Genomic DNA, 17,006 nt, shown 5'->3' on the forward strand with positions numbered 1-17,006 from the left:
AGGCCCGGCCGCCGCGGCGGCCGGGCCTGACCCCACCCGCACACGCGAGTTCTTCGAGGGCCGCGCTCCCGGCAGGGACGCGGCCCTTCTCGCGTCACTCCACCTTCTCGTTCGGATAGACGCCCCAGAGCCGGTCCTGGCGCATGTAGCCGTCGACGTCGCCGCGCTTCTGCGGCAGCGCCACCACGAGGCGGCACCAGGTGCCGTCGCAGGTCTTCACGCTGCCGATCACCCCGGCCTGGAGCTGGGCCACCACGCCGCTGCCGGCATCGGCCCGGTCGTAGAGCGGCACCGGCGCGCTCTTGTCGGCACCCCCGCGGTTCAGCACCACGGCGGTGCGCCGGCCGGAGAGCAGCGAGTGCAGCACCCATCCCTCGGTGCCCTCGGAATCGCGGATGCGGCGCCAGGTCTCGAACTCGGCCACGATCTCGACCGGCAGCCCCGCCCGCTGAAACACCCACAGGGTGCGGTGGTCCTTCGACGGCCCCTCGCGCAGGTTCACCCGGTCGGTCTTCAGGCTGACGTAGCGCGGCAGCGGCAGCTTCGTCGCCGGGCCGATGCTGATCCCGACCACGCCGGGGGGGCCGGCAGGGGTGGTGGCAGGCGCCTGCGCCGCGGCGGGGCTCGGAGCCGCCAACGGCGCGAGCAGCAGGGCCGCGTGCGTCAGGGTGGCGAGGAGGCGCGGGTGGCGCATCGGCTGTCGGTCTCCCATCCGGCCGCGCCGGGGCCGCGGCGCGGATTGTCTTCCGGTCAACCTCTGCTAGAGAGGCCGCCGGGTGCGGCGCCCCGGCCGGTTCGAGCGTAGCGTACCGGTCCCTATCGCCGGGACGTGGTTAACGGAACGTATCGAGTTCGGCCGGGCCGCACCAAGGCGGGGCTTTTCGCCGGGCCGCTGCGTCGCCTATCGTAGGGGTGCGGGCGCCGTGTCGCGTGTCGCGCGGGCAGGCCGGACGCCGAGCTGCCTGGGGGCGAGGGAGGGATCATGTCGTTGAAGCGCAAGCCGCTCGTGGTGGTCACCCGGCGCCTGCCGGACGTCGTGGAGACGCGGATGCGCGAGCTGTTCGACGCGCGCCTCAACCACGAGGACACGCCGCTCACCGGCGGCGCCCTGGCGCAGGCCCTGCAGGAGGCCGACGTGCTGGTGCCCACCGTCACGGACGAGATCGACGCCTCGCTGCTCGCCCAGGCCGGGCCGAACCTGCGCCTGATCGCCAATTTCGGCAATGGCGTCGACCACATCGACATCGGCGTGGCGCTCCAGCGCGGCATCACGGTCACCAACACGCCGGGCGTGCTGACCGAGGACACCGCCGACATGACGATGGCGCTGATCCTCTCGGTGGCACGCCGTGTCACCGAGGGCGCCCGGATCATCCCCGAGGATGCCTGGACGGGGGGCTGGTCGCCGACCTGGATGCTCGGTCGCCGCATCACCGGCAAGCGCCTCGGCATCGTCGGCATGGGCCGCATCGGCCAGGCGCTGGCGCGCCGCGCCAAGGCGTTCGGCCTGTCGATCCACTACCACAACCGCCGCCGGGTCGGCGCCCGGATCGAGAGCGACCTCGAGGCGACCTACTGGGAATCCCTCGACCAGATGCTGGCGCGGGTCGACATCGTCTCGGTCAACTGCCCGCACACCCCGGCGACCTACCACCTGCTCTCGGCCCGCCGCCTGAAGCTCCTCAAGCCCGAGGCCGTGGTGGTCAACACCGCCCGCGGCGAGGTGATCGACGAGACCGCGCTCGCCCGCCTGATCGAAGTCGGCGACATCGCGGGCGCGGGCCTCGACGTGTTCGAGCAGGAGCCGGCGGTGAGCCCGCGCCTCGTCAAGCTCGCCCGGGCCGGCAAGGTGGTGCTCCTGCCGCATATGGGTTCGGCCACCCACGAGAGCCGGGTCGACATGGGCGAGAAGGTCATCATCAACATCAAGACCTTCCTCGACGGCCACCGGCCGCCGGACCGCATCCTGCCCAGCATGCTGTGAGGCGAACGCGCCCGGCTCCTTGTGCCGGGCGCACCCGTCATGCGTCTCAGGCCTGAAGCGTCGCCTTCAGGCTGATCTTGGCGTTGAGCACCTTCGAGACCGGGCAGTTCTTCTCGGCGATTCCGGCGAGCTCGTCGAACTTCGCCTGGTCGATGCCCGGGATCTTGGCCGTCAGGGTCAGGGCCGACTGGGTGATGGTGAAGCCCTCGCCGTCCTTCTCCAGGCTCACCACCGCCTCGGTGCGCAGCTCGTCGGCGGTGAAGCCGGCGCCCTGGAGCTGGAAGGCCAGCGCCATGGTGAAGCAGCCCGCATGCGCGGCGGCGATCAGCTCCTCCGGGTTGGTGCCCGGTTCGTTCTCGAAGCGGGTGTTGAAGCCGTAGGGATTGCTCGACAGCACCCCCGACTGGGTGGTCAGTTGACCCTTGCCGTCCTTGCCGCTGCCCTGCCAAACGGCGCTCGCCTTGCGGTTCATGCTCGTCTCCCGTGAACTGGCGCGAGGCCGCATCCCGGCCCCGGACGCGGCGGGGCCGTCATGGCGCCCGCTCGGTCCCGGCCTCAGGTAGGTCACGGCATCGCAAGGTCATCCTCCAGGTCGCCATCGATCACCCGGCGGGCGAGGGAGAGGGCGAAGCCCGCACGCGCCATCGCGGCGAGATCACGCTCCCGCGCGGCGGCCCGGGCGGCCTCCGGCCGGAACGGGCCAAGGCGGCGGCGCCTGGCATAGGCGCGGGCGGCCTGGTCCTCGCTGCTGCCCTCCGCTCCTGCCTCCTCCGCGAGCGCCGCGCCGACGGTGTCGCGGTCGACGCCCTTGGCCGCGAGCTTGGCGCCGATCGCCCGGGCCGAGCCGCCGCGGCGGCGCAGGGAGCGCACCTTGGCGGCCGCGAAGGCGGCGTCGTCGACGAGGCCGGCCCCGAGCGCGCGGGCGACCACCGCCTCGACCATCTCGGCAAAGTCGCCCGGCGCCTCGCCGCGCAGCCGGCAGCGGGTCTCGACCCGCCGCCGCAGCACGCGGCGCAGCATCTCGGCCGAGGCGCCGTAGCGTTCGAGGTAGTACAGGGCCGCCCGCTCGAGATAGGCCGGGGTGATCGGCCGCGCCGCCCTCAATCCGCCATCGCGGCCGGCTTCTTCGTCCCCGTCCCGGATCGCCTCCGTCCCGGCGGTGGCGTCCGCCCCGGACCCGTGCGAGGGGTGATGCCGGCGTTTCTGCACAAGCGTGAATCCTTCTTCCTCCTGGCGGCCCTCGTCCTCGGGGCCGTGGCCGGCGCGGTGCTCTACCTGTCGCGGCCGACCACCCTGCGGGTCGCGGTCGGCCCGCGGGACCGGGTGGAATCCCATCTGATCCAGGCCTACGCCGACGCGCTCGCCCGCGCCCGGGAGGATATACGCCTCGAGGTCGTGCCGTGCGACGACGTGCGCGACAGCGCCGCGGCGCTCCAGAGCGGCCGGGCCGACCTCGCCGTGGTGCGGCCCGACGTGCGCCTGCCCGAGAACGGGCTGACGCTGGCGGTGCTGCACGACGAGGCCCTGGTGGTGGCCGCTCCACCCGATTCCGGCATCCAGGCCTTCCCGGACCTCGCCGGCAAGCGCCTCGGCCTCGTCGCCCATCACGGCGCCGACCAGCCCCTGGTCGCGAGCCTGCTCGCCTACTACGCCCTGACGCCGGTCCCGGCCGACACGGCGCCGACCGCCCCCGGCAGCGTCGCCGTGGTGCCGCTGCGGGCCTCGGAGGTGGCGGCGGCCCTCGCCGAGCACCGGATCGACGCCGCCGCGGTGATCGCCGCCCCCTCGGCGAAATCCGCCGCCCGGGTGGTGCAGGCGGTGGAATCCGCCTCGCCCGGCCGCGGCGCGGTGATCGTCGCGATTCCCGACGGCGAGGCCATCGTGCAGCGCCTGCCGGAGCTGCAATCCGTCACCATCGCGGCCGGCACCTTCGGCGGCCGCCCGAAGCGGCCGGACGACGACGTCAAGACCGTCGGCGCCTCCTACCGGCTGATGGCCCGGGCCTCCCTGAGCCGCGACACCGCCGCGAGCGTGACCCAGCACCTGTTCGAGCTGCGCTCGCGCCTCGCCGCGATGTCCTCGACTGCCAACCTGATGAAGGCACCGGAATTCGACAGCGCCGCCGAGGCGACCAGCGCCCGCCTGCCGATCCATCCCGGCGCGGTCGACTACTACGAGCGCGAGCAGCAGACCTTCCTGCAGCGCTACGAGGACTGGGTCTACCTGGTGGCGTTCTTCGGCGGCGGCCTCGGCTCGGCGGTGGCCTGGCTCGGCCAGCGCCTCGCCCGCGAGCAGCGCGCCCGCATCGACGCCGTCCTCGACCGCCTGCTGGCGATCCTCACCGAGGCCCGGGCGACGCAGGACGAGGCGGCGCTGACCGCCCTCGCGGTCGAGATCGACGGCCTCGTCATCGACGTCGTGCGGCATGCCCGCGCCCACTCCACCGACATTCGCACGATGAGTGCGCTCATCCTCGCGGTCGATGCCGCCCGGGCGGCGGTGGCCGAGTGCCGGCGGGACGGCGCTCCGCCGCGGGAGCGGGTCGGGCGGGTGCTGTCGCTGCACCCGGCAGGCGGAGCCTGATCGATCGTCGGTCCGGGGAGCGACGCCAGCGGTCGCGGTCCATTCCCGATCTCCCGGCACGGCTCGACACGTCGACGCGAGCCGGACCGCTTCGTGGCTTCCGAAGAGCTCGACATCGGACGTGCCCGCGTCGGCATTCCTTGTCGCAGGCGAGCCTCCGGCCCGGATCCGGGCCGGGCGACGTGGTCGTTAGGTGATCAGGTGATCGCGCCGGCGCAGGGCCGGAAATAGCCGCCCCCACAGCGCCGCCACCGCCACCGTCGCGACGCCGCCGACCACCACCGCCGGCACGGCACCGACCAGGGCCGCCAGCGTGCCGGATTCGAACTCGCCGAGCTCGTTCGAGGCGCCGATGAACACGGTGTTGACCGCAGCGACCCGGCCCCGCATCGCGTCCGGCGTTTCGCCCTGCACCAGGCTCTGGCGCACGTAGACGCTGACCATGTCGGCAGCTCCGGTGACGAACAGGCAGGCCATCGACAGCGGCAGGGAGGTCGAGAGGCCGAAACCCACCGTGGCGAGGCCGAAGACCCCGACCGCGATGAGGAGCCGCGGCCCGACCCCGCGGGTGAGGGGGCGGTGGGCGAGGAGGATCGCCATTGCGACCGAGCCGAAGGCCGGCATGCTGCGCAGGAGCCCGAGGCCGAGGGGGCCGACGAGGAGCACCTCCTGGGCAAAGATCGGCAGGAGCGCGGTGGCGCCCCCGAGCAGCACCGCCACGAGGTCGAGGGTGATGGCGCCGAGCACGACCGGCTGCGAGCGGATGTAGGTCAGTCCGGCGAGCAGCGTGCCCCAGGTCAGGGCTGGCCGGGCGGTGACGGCGGCGGACGGCGGGCGGATGCCGGCGACGCTCAGCGCGGCGAGCCCGAAGCACGCCGCCGCGAGACCGAACACCACCGCGGGCCCGAGGGCGTAGAGCAGGCCGCCCAGCGCCGGGCCGGTGACGGAGGCGCTCTGCCACAGGGAGGAGTTGAGCGCGATGGCGCTGCCGAACTGCTCGCGCGGCACCAGCGTCGGCAGCAGCGCCTGGCTCGCCGGGTTGGCGAAGGCCCGGGCCGTGCCGACGAGGACCATCAGGGCGTAGACCGGCCAGACCGGCGCGGCGCCCGAGGCGGCCAGCGCCATCAGGCCGAGGCCGGCGAGCGCCAGGAGCCCGTAGGCGAGGGCCGCGACCCGGCGCCGGTCGTAGGTGTCGGCGACGTGGCCGGTGACGAGGGCCCCGAGCATCGCCGGCGCGAAGCTCGCCAGGCCGACGAGGCCCAGCGCCAGCGCGCTGCGGGTGAGGTCGTAGACGAACCAGCCGACCGCCACCGCCAGCATCTGGTAGGCCAGGCCGGAAAGGAAGCGGGCGCCGCCGAAGAGCCGGAAGTCACGGTTGCGGAAGAGCGTCCAGCCGGACGGGGCGGGGGCGTGCATGGCAGTTCCGTACCCCACCAGGTCCGCCGGCGGGGCTTTCGAGATCGACGGCGCGCCCGCGCGCGGGCGCCGAGCGTCGTTGTCTCCGCCGGACTGGTGACCGGTCCGGCGGAGACAACGACGCAGAAACAAAAGCCGAAGCAGAATCGCGCCGTGCAGGTCTGCTTCGGTCAGGCGAGGAGCTTGCGGAACAGGACGGAGAGGCCGAAGGCCAGGGCCGAGAGGGCCACCGAGATGCTGATGTAGAGAGTGCGCCGCGGCTGCTGGGACGACTCGGCCCGCACCGGCTCGACGATCATGCTGAAGAACTCGATCTGACGGTCGGCAATCATCCGGGAACGCTCCCGGGCCGAGATCGTCGCGGCATAGTACTTCTCGGCGGTCTTGCGCTCGGCGTCGAGCTCCTCGAACTTGGTGAGCGTGGCCGAGAGCACCCGACGCTGCTCCGGGTCCTGGTTGACCGCCTCACGCTCGATGCGGGCGATGGTCTCGTCGAGCTGCGCGATCTGCGCCTTGAGGTCCTGGATGCTGCGGCTGTCGTCCCGCAGGTCGCGCTGGAGCAGGCTGAGCTTCACCGCCAGGCCGATCCGCTGGGAGCGGATCTCCGCGATCATCTTCAAGTTCGTGTCGTTGGCCTTCTGGGCGTCGAGGACGCCGTCCCGGTTGCGCAGGTCGCGCACCGCCAGGTGCAGCTTCGTCAGCCGCTCCTCGGCGCGCTTCATCTCGCGCTCGCTCTCCGCCAGGGCGTCGTTGCGGGCCCGGGCCGTGAGCTGGTTCACCAGCCGCTCGCTTTCGGCCAGCACGACCCGGCTCAGCGCCAGGGAATCGTCCGGGCTGAAGGCGTTGATCGCGACCTCGATCAGGCCAGAGTTCTCGACGTTGACTTTGACCCGATCGTGCCAGTAGCGGACGAGTTTCTCGATCGGCTTCTCCGGATCGAAGCGGGAATAGTGGTCGATGTCGTCGCGGGAGAACATCTGCCGCAGCGGCAGCGCGCGCTCGAGTACCTCGATCATCGCCCGGCTCTTGATGTACTCGCCGATGATCATTGAATCCTGGGCGATCATCTGGGACGGGATGCTCGAGGTGGTGCCGACCTGGTCCGGCGTGGCCTTCTCGGCCCCGCCGATCGCCGGCCGCAGGGCGAACCGCGCCTCGGTCACGTAGCGGTCCGAGAGGTAGAGGCCGAAGAACACCGTGCTCGCGACGGCCGGGATCACGAACAGGAACAGGAACAGCAGCGGGGTGACAATGTCCCGGCGCTGCTGCGCCCGGATCGTCCGGATGGTGGACTTGTTCGGGTTCGAGAAGCGCGACACCCGGGCCGCCTGCCGCAGGGCCTCGCCGATCAGCCGGGAGCGGTCGGCGGGGCTGAGCGCCTTGCCTTCCGGATTGCGGGCGTCGATGGTCATGACAGGGGGTTCCGGCTGCGGGCAGGGCCGGGGCGCGGGGCGCACCGGCCGGCAGGGGCGGCGAAGGGAGGCGCGGCGCTCATTGGTTGAGGCGCTGGTAGACTTCGATCGCGTCGTTGATGTCTGGATAGATCACGGCGCGGCCGTTCGCCAGCACGATCCCTTGCGAGGCGTAGTCGCGGATCGTGTCCATCGAGTGCGAGCACATGATGATGTCGGCGTTCGCCCGCCGCTTGCTCCACACCTCCTCGCAGCGCTTGGCGAAGCGCGCGTCGCCGACGCCGGTGATCTCGTCGACGAGGTAGCAGTCGAAGGGAATCGCCATGCTCATGCCGAAGGCGAGCCGCGCCCCCATGCCGGACGAGTAGTTGCGGATCGGCACGTTCATGTAGTCGCCGAGCTCGGCGAAGTCCTCTACGAAGGCCAGCACCTTGCGCGGATCCTCGCCGTGGATGCGGGCGACGAAGATCACGTTCTCGCGTCCCGTCATCATCGGATGGAAGCCGCCCGCGAAGCCGAGCGGCCAGGACACGCGCATGGTGCGGATCACCCGCCCCCGGGTCGGCAGCTCGCTGCCGGACATCAGCCGCATCGTCGTCGACTTGCCGGCGCCGTTGATGCCGAGGATGCCGTAGCTCACACCGGGCTTCAGGGTCAGGGAGGCCCGGTCGAGGATGGTGCGGCGGTACCCGTCCGTCTTGTAGATCTTGGTGACGTTGTCGAAGCGGATCATCGGCGGTGAGACGCGCTCGCGGGGATGGCGGTGGCCGCCCGGGGGCGCGCCGGGCGGGCCGGAGGCCTGTCCGATCATGCGCCGAGCCGCCATCCGCACGGTTAACGAGGCCGGTCGCGGGAGCCGGCCTGTCGGAGGTAGGCGGAAAAAGCGGCGAATCTGAGAAAACGGCCCGCCCGCGCTACGGCACGGCAGGCCGGCGGCACCCAGCGATCGGGCCTCTCCGAGGCTCCTCTAGGATGGCCCACGATCTCGGTGCGCGAAGGATTTGATGGCCGAAGTGGCCTTGCGCTGGCAAGCCAACGCTTCGCTCATAGAATTTTTCGGTCTGCCGCAGGTTTGCGTGGCAAAACGGCCACTGCTCCTGCCGAAGCCCGCCCAGGGAGCGGACCGTCCAGATCCGCGGACCTCGCGATGTCTGATCCCGGCCTTTCCTCTCCTGACGGGCGTGTCGGCGCGCGAGATCCGCCTTGTAGCGGGCGAGCGTGATGCGGTAACCGAACGCGGGGCGACGCCGTATGGCAACCTTTCCTTAACCATTCGGTGCCGATCATCCCGTAAGCATGAAAAAAGCCGGGGCGAACCCGGCCTCCATGGTGGCGGCAGATCGGTGCGAGCCTCGGCCGCGCCGAGGCCCTTGGATCAGCCAAGGTTGAGACGGTCGACCTTGGTGCCCGCACCGCGCAGCGATTCCGGGATCGCCGAGAAGTCGGAGTAGCCCGCCTCGCGCGCCATCGCGTCGAGGGCCTGCTGCTCGTTCTCGGCGCCGCCGGTCCAGAGGATCGCGCCCGTCGCGGCCTGCCTGACCTGGAAGATGGCCATGAAACATGTCCTCCCACTGAAGACTGATATCCGGACTTCTAACGCGTGCCGGTCGGGGGAGGTTGCACGGGATCGAACGTTGCGGGAACTCCGCATTTGGGTGTAGAGAATGAACGTTCATTCTCAAGGCGTCGTCGCTTGCCTCCGCATCCCACCACCGCCCGGCTCGACTCCACCGAGGAGCGCCGCACCCGCATCCTCGACGCGGCGGAGAGCTGCTTCGTCCGCCACGGCTTTCACCGCGCCACGATGCACGACGTGGCTGCGGAGGCCGGCATGAGCCCCGGCAACCTCTACCGCTACTTCCCGTCCAAGGACGCGATCGTCGCCGGCCTGGCGGAGCGCGACCGGGCCAGCGTGGCCGAGGATTTCGCCGGTATCGAGGCAACGCCCGACCTCATGGAGGCCTTCGCGGGCCTCGCCCGGCGCCACCTCGCCGATGCGCCGGCCGAGAAGGCGGTGCTCTGCCTGGAGATGTGGGCCGAGGCGACCCGCAATCCCGCGATGGCGGCGATCTGCCGGGATTTCGAGCGTGAGATCGCGGCGCGGCTCTCCGACCTCTACCGCCAGGCCGGTGCTCGCCATTCCGGCCCCGGGGCGCTCCGGGCCGACCCCGAGCTCCTCGCCCGGCTGGCGATGGTGATGGCCGACGGCATCATGGTCCGGCGCGCCCTCTCTCCCGATTTCTCCCCCGGCCCGATCATCGACGCCATGCTGACCCTGATCGGGGCGGCGCTCGAGGGCCGCTTCGACCCGACGGGCGCCGCACCGTCCAACCCGGAACCCGCCCGATGACCCGCCTCCATCGCCGCGCCGGCGGCCTGCCCATCCGCTCGGCCGTCCTCCCGGTCCTCATGGCGGCCTGCCTCCCCGTTCCGGCCCGTGCCGCCGACGGCACGCGCGCGGCCGGTCCCGTCGTCGCGGCGGCGCCCGCCCCGGCCGTCACCGTCGCGGTGGCCTCCGAGCGCGAGATCGTCGAGCGGGCCGTCGTCACCGGCACTCTGGTGCCGCGGGACGAGATCCTGGTCTCGCCGGAGATCGAGGGCTGCCGCATCACCGAGCTGCTGGTCGAGGAGGGCGACCGGGTCGCCAAGGGCGCCGTGCTGGCGCGGCTCTCCCGCGAGATGATCGACACCCAGCTCACCCAGAACGCCGCCGCCATCGCCCGGGCCGAGGGCGCGGTCGAGCAGGCGCGCAGCACCATCGTGCAGGTCGAGGCGGCGCAGGTCGAGGCCGCGCTCTCCCTGGAGCGGGCCCAGGCGCTGATGAAGACCGGCAACGCCACCGCCGCGGTGCTGGAGCAGCGGGTCTCGACGGCGAGGGCGGCCGAGGGCAAGCTCTCCGCCGCCCGCAACGGGCTCGCCATCGCGCAGGCCGACCTCGCTCAGGCGCGGGCCCAGCGCAGCGAACTCGAGCTGAAGCTCGCCCGCACCGAGATCCGGGCGCCGGAGGGTGGCATCGTCAGCCGCCGCACCGCCCGGGTCGGCGCCACCGCCAGCGCCTCGGGAGAGCCGCTGTTCCGGCTGATCGCCCGCGGCGAGATCGAGCTCGAGGGCGAGGTGCCGGAGACCGGGCTCGCCCGCTTGCGCGCCGGCGCTCCCGCGAGCCTCGATCTCGACACGCCGGAAGGACCGGTCGCGGTGTCCGGGCGCGTCCGGGTGGTCTACCCGGAGATCGACCGGGCGACGCGCCTCGGCAAGGTCCGGATCCGGCTCGAGGCCGATCCGCGCCTGCGCATTGGCGCCTTCGCCCGCGGCGCCGTCGAGGCGGCGCGCCGCACCGGCGTCGCCGTGCCGCTGGCCTCCGTGGTCTACGGGCCGTCGGGCCCGACCGTGCTGGTGGTGAATGGTGAGCGGGTCGAGGCCCGCGCCATCCGCACCGGCCTCTCGGCCGGCGGCTTCATCGAGGCCCGCGACGGGGTCCGGGCCGGCGACGCCGTGGTGGCCCGGGCCGGCAGCTTCCTGCGCGACGGCGACCGGGTGCGCCCGATCTACCCCGCGCTCCCGGCCACCGCCGAGGCCGGACGTCCCTGACGCCGCTGCGCGATCCGACCGTCACGCGATCGGGCCTCGCAGCGCGATTCTCATGCCGCATCGTCGCCGACGATGCTCTCGTTCTCTCCTGACCGGGCCCGCCAGATGCGCCTGAACGTCTCCGCCTGGGCGATCCGCAAGCCGATCCCCTCGATCGTGCTGTTCCTGGTGCTCGGGCTGCTCGGCCTCGTGAGCTTCCGCAGCCTGCCGATCACCCGCTTTCCCAACATCGACATCCCGATCGTCTCGGTGACGGTGACGCAGGCCGGCGCCGCACCGAGCGAGCTGCAGACCCAGGTCACCAAGTGGGTCGAGGACGCGGTGGCGGGGGTGAAGGGCGTCAAGCACATCATCTCGTCGATCACCGAGGGCACCTCGGCCACCACGATCGAGTTCCGGCTCGAGGTGAACACCGACCGCGCGGTCAACGACGTCAAGGACGCGATCGCCAAGATCCGGATGAACCTGCCGCGGACGATCGACGAGCCGATCATCACCCGGGTCGAGATCGCCGGCCTGCCGATCATGGTCTACGGGGCGTCCGCCCCCGCGATGACGCCGGAGGACCTGTCCTGGTTCGTCGACGACGTGGTGGCGCGCCAGATCCAGGGCCTGCGCGGCGTCGGCGGCGTCGAGCGCCTCGGCGGCGTCGCCCGCGAGGTGCGGGTGACCCTGAAGCCCGACCGGCTGCTGGCGCTGGGCATCACCGCGGCGGACGTGAACCGGCAGCTGCGCCTGACCTCCGCCGACATGGCCGGCGGCCGGGCCGAGGTCGGCGGCCAGGAGCAGTCGATCCGCACGCTCGCCGCCTCCTCGACCCTCGAGACCCTGGCCGCGACCTCGATCGTGCTGCCGGGCGGGCGCAAGGTGCGCCTCGACGACCTCGCCACCTTGAGCGACGGGGCCGAGGAGCCCCGCACCTTCGCGCGCCTCAACGGCGAGCCGGTGGTCGCCTTCGCGATCTCGCGGGCGAACGGCGCCAGCGACGCCTCGGTCGCCGAGGTGGTGGCGAAGAAGATCGACGAGTTCGCCAAGGCCTATCCGGGCGTGCGCTTCGACCGGATCGACAGCTCCGTCACCAACACCATCGGCAACTACGAATCCGCCATGCACAGCCTGATGGAGGGCGCGGCCCTCGCGGTGCTGGTGGTGTTCCTGTTCCTGCGCGACTGGCGCGCCACGCTGATCGCCGCGGTGGCGCTGCCGCTCTCGGTCTTCCCGACCTTCTGGGCGATGAGCGCCATGGGCTTCTCGCTCAACGCGGTGAGCCTGCTCGCCATCACCCTCGTCACCGGCATCCTGGTCGACGACGCGATCGTGGAGATCGAGAACATCGTCCGCCACATCCGGCTCGGCAAGTCGCCCTACCGGGCCGCCATCGAGGGCGCCGACGAGATCGGCCTCGCCGTCATCGCGATCACCGCGACGCTGGTCGCGATCTTCGCGCCGGTGTCGTTCATGGGCGGCATCGCAGGCCAGTACTTCAAGCAGTTCGGCCTGACCATCGCGGCCGCCGTCTTCATGTCGCTGCTCGTCGCCCGCCTCATCACCCCGATGATGGCGGCCTACTTCCTGCGCGACCATGGCCACCACGAGGAGCGCGAGGGGCCGGTGATGCGGACCTACAACCGCGTCGTGCGGTGGTCGGTGCGGCACAAGTTCGTGACCCTGGTGGTCGGCCTCGCGCTCTTCGCCGCCTCGATCATGTCGACGAGCCTCCTGCCCGCCGGCTTCCTGCCCAAGGAGGATGCCGCCCGCACCCTGATGGTGGTGGAGTTGCCGCCGGGCGCCCGCCTCGACGACACGATCGCGGTCACCGACCGGATCGCCCAGCGCATCCGCACCCTGCCGGAGGTCGCCTCGGTCTTCGTCGACGGCGGCCGCCAGCTGCCGGGCAAGAAGGAGGTGCGGCTCGCCACCCTCACCATCAACCTGACGCCGAAGAACGCCCGCGTCCGCAAGCAGGCCGACGTCGAGGCGGCGATCATGGACCTGATGCGCGACGAGCCCGACGTGCGCTACTGGTCCCTGCGCGAGGGCGGCCAGCGCGATTTCAGCCTGATCGTCGCCGGCGCCGACACCGCGACCGTCACCGACGTCGCCGAGCGGATGCAGCGCGAGGTCGCGGCCCTGCCGAACCTCGTCAACGTGATGTCGACGGCGCCCCTCGACCGGACCGAGGTCCGCATCCGCCCGAAAGCCGGTGTCGCCGCCGACCTCGGCGTCTCGACCGACACCATCGCCGAGACGGTGCGGGTCGGCACGATCGGCGACATCGGCCAGAACCTCGCGAAGTTCAACGCCACCGACCGGCAGATCCCGATCCGGGTGCAGCTGCCGATGGCCCTGCGCGGCGACCTCTCGGCGCTGGAGAGCCTGAAGGTCCCGGCCAAGAACGGCGCCTCGGTGCCGCTCGCGGCGGTCGCCGACATCAGCCTCGGCCGCGGCCCGACCGCGATCGACCGCTACGACCGCGCTGTCCGCGTGGCGCTGGAGGCCAACATGCAGGGCTCGGACGCGCTCGGCGAGATGATCAAGCAGGCGATGGAGGTGCCGGCGGCGAAGAACCTGCCGCCCGGGGTCTCCCTGCGCCAGACCGGCGACGCCGAGGTGATGGGCGAGGTGTTCGAGGGCTTCGCGATGGCGATGGGCGCCGGCCTGATGATGGTGCTCGGCGTGCTGATCCTGCTCTTCGCCTCGTTCTTCCAGCCCCTCACCATCCTGTTCTCGCTGCCGCTCTCGATCGGCGGCGCCATCCTCGGCCTGCTGATCTTCAACCGGCCGATCTCGATGCCGGTGGTGATCGGCATCCTGATGCTGATGGGCGTGGTGACGAAGAACGCCATCATGCTGGTCGACTTCGCGGTCGAGGAGATGGCCCGCGGCGTCGACCGCATCACCGCCATCACCGAGGCCGGCGCCAAGCGGGCCCGGCCGATCGTGATGACGACGATCGCGATGGCGGCCGGCATGGTGCCGAGCGCCATGGCCTTCGGCATCGGCGGCGAGTTCCGCTCGCCGATGGCGATCGCGGTGATCTCGGGCTTGATCGTCTCGACGCTGCTCTCGCTGCTCTTCGTGCCCGCCATCTTCATCCTGATGGACGACCTGTCGCGCCTGATGGGCCGCCTGTTCGGCCGCTTCATCGGGACGGTGGACGAGCCGGAGGCGGAGGGCCCGCACCGGCCGGTCGCGGCGGAGTAGGGGCCTCAAGCGTGGCGCCGCCCAGATCCCTCCCGTCGGCGCAAGTCAGGCGGCCGAACCGGCGCTGAACGGAGCTCGCCCATGCGTGTCCCGCTCCTCCTCGGCGTGATTCTGCTCGGCTGGGCGCAAGGCCCGGCCGCCGCGGCCCCGTCCGAGATCCGGGTCGCCGGCCTGGGCGAAGCGATAGCCGAGGCCCGGCGGCGGCGCGCGCGCGATCCCCGGGCGGCGATCGTCATCGCGCTCCAGCCCGGCACCCACCGCCTCGCCGACGCCGTGCGTCTCGGCCCGGGCGACGGCGGCAGTGCCGGGTCGCCCCTGGTGATCCGCGGCCCGGCCGACGGGTCGGCGCGGCTCGTCGGCAGCGTCCGCCTCGACCCGGTCCCCCTCGACCCCGCCCTCGCGGCCCGCCTGCCGCCGGCGGCGCGGGGCCATGTCCGTGCCTATCGTCTGCCGGCTCCGGCGCGGGCGCCGTCCCGGATCCAGGTCCCCCTGGTCCTCAACGGCCCGCCGTCGCCCCCCGCCTTCGAGGTCTTCGACGGCGAGGGCGCGATGCACCCGGCGCACTGGCCCGCGGAGGACTTCGCCGGGGTCGCGGAGGGCGACGCGTCGAGCTTCACCCTGACGGGCCTGCCGCAAAGCCTCGCATCGAGCCTGCGCGACGAGCCTGACCTCTGGGCCGAGGGCTACTGGCGCTGGGGCTGGCTGTTCGAAACGCTCCCGGTGGCGCGGACGGCCCGGACGGGGAGCGGCGTGCGGCTCACCGTGGACCCCGCGCCCTACGACGGCATCCGCCCGGGCGCGCCCGTCCGCCTCGTCCATGCCCTGGCCGCCCTCGACCGGCCCGGCGCCTGGTGGCGCGACGGCAGGAGCGGAATCCTGCTCGCCTGGCCCCGAGGGGGGTCGGCCGTCGAGGTGTCGGTGGCCGACGCGCTGCTCGCCCTCGACGGTGCCGCGCATGTGCGGATCGAGAGCCTGCGCCTCGCGATGGCCCGCGGCGACCTCGTGAGCGTGCGCGGCGGACGGGACGTGGTGGTCTCCGACAGCGTGCTGACCTTCGCCGGCGGGCGCGGCGCGGCGTTCACGGGGGCCGAGTCGGGCGGCCTCCAGCGGTGCGACATCACAGGGACCGGCGCCGAGGCGGTGGTGCTCTCGGGGGGCGACCGCCGCGCGCTCACTCCCGGCGGCCTGTTCCTGCGCGACAGCCGCCTCACTGCTTACGCCCGCCTGCGCTTGACGCAGCACCCGGCCGTCGCCATCGACGGGGTCGGCGCAGAGGTCGCCGGCAACTACATCCACGATTCGCCGGCCTACGCGCTCCACATCCGGGGCAACGACCACCGCGTCACCGGCAACGAGATCGCGAACCTGCTGGCCGGGGCCACCGACAACGGCGCGATCTATGCCGGCCGCGACTGGACCGCGCGGGGCACCGTGATCGCCGGCAACTTCCTGCACGACATCCGCGCCAGCACCGATCGCGAGGTCAAGGGCGTCTACCTCGACGACATGGCGAGCGGCTTCACGGTAACGGGAAACCTGTTCCTGCGGGTCGATCAGGCGGTCTTCATCGGGGGCGGGCGCGACAACCGGATCGAGGGCAACGTCTTCGTCGCCACGAGCCCGGCGGTCCACGTCGATTCCCGCGGCGAGACCTGGGCCCGCGATTCCGTGAGCGATCCGCAATCGGAGCTGCGCGGCGCCTACGCGGCGATGCCGGTCGGGTCGGCCCCGTGGCGGGCGCGCTACCCGGCCCTCGCCGGCATCCTCTACGACCGCCCGGCGGTCGCGACCGGCAACGTGCTCGCCGACAACCTCCTGGCGCTCAGCGACCCGTTCCGCTTCACCGACGGGGGCCGGGAGGCGGAACAGACCGTCGCGCGCAACCGCGGGCCGGCGGGATCTCGCGCCGGCGGCGACCTGCCGGCGCTGGCGCGCAGTTCGGTCGACCCGATGGACTTCTCCGCCCTGACGGAGGGCACCGGGCTCAGGCTGCCGACGATCCCGTTCGCCCGGATGCGCCGGGAGCGGACGGCCGGGGCGCCGTTCGGGCGCTGAGCGCGTCGCGGGCGGCGATGAGCAGGAAGCGCGGGATCGTGTCGAGGTAGCGCCGCCAGAGCCGCCGGGGTTCCCGGGCGAGGCGGTAGGCCCATTCGAGCCCGGCGATCTGGAGCAGGCGCGGCGCCCGCGGGATGCGCCCCGTCGCGACGTCGAAGGCGGCGCCCACGCCCATCGCGATGGTGCCGGGCAGGTGGGGGGCATGGGCCGCCATGAACAGCTCCTGCTTCGGCGTCCCGAGGCCGACCCAGACGATCTGCGCCCCCGATTCCCGGATGCGCGCGCGCATCGCCTCGATCTCCGCCGTGTCGAGGGGGCGGAAGGGCGGTGTCTCGACGCCCGCCACCCGCAGCCCGGGGATCCGCGCGCGCATCGTCGTGGCGAGCAGGTCCGCGACCCCCTCGGCCCCGCCGAGGAAGTAGTGCCGCCAGCCCGCGGCGGCGCCGGCCCGGCAGACCGCCTCGACGGCTTCGATCCCCGGCACCTGCTGCAGCGTGGAGAGGCCCCGCCACCGGCCGATCCAGCTCAGGGGCCGCCCGTCGGCGCAGACGAGGAGGGCGTCGTGGTGGGCGGCGCGCAGGGCCGCGTCGGTCTGCGCCCGCACCACCCCATGGGCGTCGCGGAACACCACGAAGCTGCCGGGCTGGGCCGGGCCGGCGGCGAGGCGCCGCCCCACCGCCTCGACCAGCCCGGCCATGCCGGTGGCCGAGACCGGGATGCCGCCGATCTCGAAGGAGGGGATGGTCGGATCGTGGGCCACGCTG

The 17,006-nt window shown here is 72.5% G+C and carries 14 protein-coding genes; 6 read left to right on the plus strand and 8 right to left on the minus strand.

Going from position 1 to position 17,006, the window contains the following annotated elements:
- Nucleotides 1-94: 94 nt before the first annotated feature.
- On the minus strand, nucleotides 95-694 hold the full coding sequence (locus tag VQ02_RS21415) for an SH3 domain-containing protein (RefSeq protein WP_048446246.1): 600 nt from the start codon (nucleotides 692-694) through the stop codon (nucleotides 95-97).
- Between the two features lie 285 nt (nucleotides 695-979).
- Between VQ02_RS21415 and VQ02_RS21420 the strand changes: the two genes are divergently transcribed.
- Entirely contained in the window at nucleotides 980-1,984 is a 1,005-nt protein-coding gene (locus tag VQ02_RS21420) for a 2-hydroxyacid dehydrogenase (RefSeq protein WP_083469352.1), read from the plus strand.
- Nucleotides 1,985-2,030: 46 nt separating this feature from the next.
- Here the strand turns inward: VQ02_RS21420 and VQ02_RS21425 are convergent, their stop codons facing one another.
- Both VQ02_RS21425 and VQ02_RS21430 read right to left on the minus strand, forming a co-directional pair.
- A complete protein-coding gene (locus VQ02_RS21425) occupies nucleotides 2,031-2,456 on the minus strand; it encodes an OsmC family protein (RefSeq protein WP_048446248.1) in 426 nt (141 codons plus the stop codon).
- Between the two features lie 92 nt (nucleotides 2,457-2,548).
- A complete protein-coding gene (locus VQ02_RS21430) occupies nucleotides 2,549-3,070 on the minus strand; it encodes a RecX family transcriptional regulator (RefSeq protein WP_083469358.1) in 522 nt (173 codons plus the stop codon).
- A 105-nt stretch (nucleotides 3,071-3,175) separates the two neighbouring features.
- Between VQ02_RS21430 and VQ02_RS21435 the strand changes: the two genes are divergently transcribed.
- Nucleotides 3,176-4,567 (plus strand): TAXI family TRAP transporter solute-binding subunit, encoded by a 1,392-nt coding sequence (locus VQ02_RS21435; protein WP_048446249.1) that lies wholly within the window; start codon nucleotides 3,176-3,178, stop codon nucleotides 4,565-4,567.
- A 189-nt stretch (nucleotides 4,568-4,756) separates the two neighbouring features.
- On the opposite strand, the gene VQ02_RS21440 is transcribed toward VQ02_RS21435, so the two are convergent.
- The 4 genes from VQ02_RS21440 to VQ02_RS21455 all read right to left on the minus strand — a co-directional run bounded on the left by VQ02_RS21440 (nucleotide 4,757) and on the right by VQ02_RS21455 (nucleotide 8,950).
- The gene (locus VQ02_RS21440) at nucleotides 4,757-5,983 is read right to left on the minus strand and encodes an MFS transporter (protein ID WP_048446250.1); all 1,227 of its coding nucleotides are present in this window, start codon (nucleotides 5,981-5,983) and stop codon (nucleotides 4,757-4,759) included.
- A gap of 170 nt (nucleotides 5,984-6,153) precedes the next feature.
- Entirely contained in the window at nucleotides 6,154-7,395 is a 1,242-nt protein-coding gene (locus tag VQ02_RS21445) for a KpsE/RkpR family capsule polysaccharide export protein (RefSeq protein ID WP_048446251.1), read from the minus strand.
- A 79-nt stretch (nucleotides 7,396-7,474) separates the two neighbouring features.
- Nucleotides 7,475-8,128 (minus strand): ABC transporter ATP-binding protein, encoded by a 654-nt coding sequence (locus VQ02_RS21450; protein WP_048446301.1) that lies wholly within the window; start codon nucleotides 8,126-8,128, stop codon nucleotides 7,475-7,477.
- A 642-nt stretch (nucleotides 8,129-8,770) separates the two neighbouring features.
- Entirely contained in the window at nucleotides 8,771-8,950 is a 180-nt protein-coding gene (locus VQ02_RS21455) for a hypothetical protein (RefSeq protein ID WP_048446252.1), read from the minus strand.
- 138 nt (nucleotides 8,951-9,088) lie between these two features.
- On the opposite strand from VQ02_RS21455, the gene VQ02_RS21460 reads away from it, so the two are divergent.
- The 4 genes from VQ02_RS21460 (at nucleotide 9,089) to VQ02_RS21475 (ending at nucleotide 16,242) form a co-directional block, all read left to right on the plus strand.
- On the plus strand, nucleotides 9,089-9,745 hold the full coding sequence (locus tag VQ02_RS21460) for a TetR/AcrR family transcriptional regulator (RefSeq protein WP_048446253.1): 657 nt from the start codon (nucleotides 9,089-9,091) through the stop codon (nucleotides 9,743-9,745).
- A complete protein-coding gene (locus VQ02_RS21465) occupies nucleotides 9,742-10,983 on the plus strand; it encodes an efflux RND transporter periplasmic adaptor subunit (RefSeq protein ID WP_425339916.1) in 1,242 nt (413 codons plus the stop codon). The genes VQ02_RS21460 and VQ02_RS21465 overlap by 4 nt, the downstream gene beginning before the upstream one ends.
- Nucleotides 10,984-11,088: 105 nt before the next feature.
- Nucleotides 11,089-14,187: an efflux RND transporter permease subunit gene (locus VQ02_RS21470; RefSeq protein ID WP_048446254.1), complete on the plus strand. Its 3,099-nt coding sequence runs from the start codon at nucleotides 11,089-11,091 to the stop codon at nucleotides 14,185-14,187.
- A gap of 81 nt (nucleotides 14,188-14,268) precedes the next feature.
- On the plus strand, nucleotides 14,269-16,242 hold the full coding sequence (locus VQ02_RS21475; RefSeq protein ID WP_048446255.1) for a right-handed parallel beta-helix repeat-containing protein: 1,974 nt from the start codon (nucleotides 14,269-14,271) through the stop codon (nucleotides 16,240-16,242).
- Here VQ02_RS21475 and VQ02_RS21480 read toward each other — a convergent pair.
- Nucleotides 16,172-17,002, minus strand: a complete 831-nt coding sequence (locus tag VQ02_RS21480; RefSeq protein ID WP_053080486.1) for a WecB/TagA/CpsF family glycosyltransferase — start codon at nucleotides 17,000-17,002, stop codon at nucleotides 16,172-16,174. The two genes, VQ02_RS21475 and VQ02_RS21480, sit on opposite strands and share 71 nt — an antisense overlap.
- Nucleotides 17,003-17,006 lie beyond the last annotated feature (4 nt).

The sequence above is a fragment of the Methylobacterium variabile genome (genome assembly GCF_001043975.1).
Taxonomy (GTDB): Bacteria; Pseudomonadota; Alphaproteobacteria; order Rhizobiales; family Beijerinckiaceae; genus Methylobacterium; species Methylobacterium variabile.

Excerpts from the sequence above, each read along its gene's own strand:
- VQ02_RS21415 (WP_048446246.1), bottom strand. The coding sequence starts at position 694 with ATGCGCCACCCGCGCCTCCTCGCCACCCTGACGCACGCGGCCCTGCTG.
- VQ02_RS21425 (WP_048446248.1), bottom strand. The coding sequence starts at position 2,456 with ATGAACCGCAAGGCGAGCGCCGTTTGGCAGGGCAGCGGCAAGGACGGC.
- VQ02_RS21435 (WP_048446249.1), top strand. The coding sequence starts at position 3,176 with ATGCCGGCGTTTCTGCACAAGCGTGAATCCTTCTTCCTCCTGGCGGCC.
- VQ02_RS21440 (WP_048446250.1), bottom strand. The coding sequence starts at position 5,983 with ATGCACGCCCCCGCCCCGTCCGGCTGGACGCTCTTCCGCAACCGTGAC.
- VQ02_RS21445 (WP_048446251.1), bottom strand. The coding sequence starts at position 7,395 with ATGACCATCGACGCCCGCAATCCGGAAGGCAAGGCGCTCAGCCCCGCC.
- VQ02_RS21450 (WP_048446301.1), bottom strand. The coding sequence starts at position 8,128 with ATGATCCGCTTCGACAACGTCACCAAGATCTACAAGACGGACGGGTAC.
- VQ02_RS21455 (WP_048446252.1), bottom strand. The coding sequence starts at position 8,950 with ATGGCCATCTTCCAGGTCAGGCAGGCCGCGACGGGCGCGATCCTCTGG.
- VQ02_RS21465 (WP_425339916.1), top strand. The coding sequence starts at position 9,742 with ATGACCCGCCTCCATCGCCGCGCCGGCGGCCTGCCCATCCGCTCGGCC.
- VQ02_RS21470 (WP_048446254.1), top strand. The coding sequence starts at position 11,089 with ATGCGCCTGAACGTCTCCGCCTGGGCGATCCGCAAGCCGATCCCCTCG.
- VQ02_RS21475 (WP_048446255.1), top strand. The coding sequence starts at position 14,269 with ATGCGTGTCCCGCTCCTCCTCGGCGTGATTCTGCTCGGCTGGGCGCAA.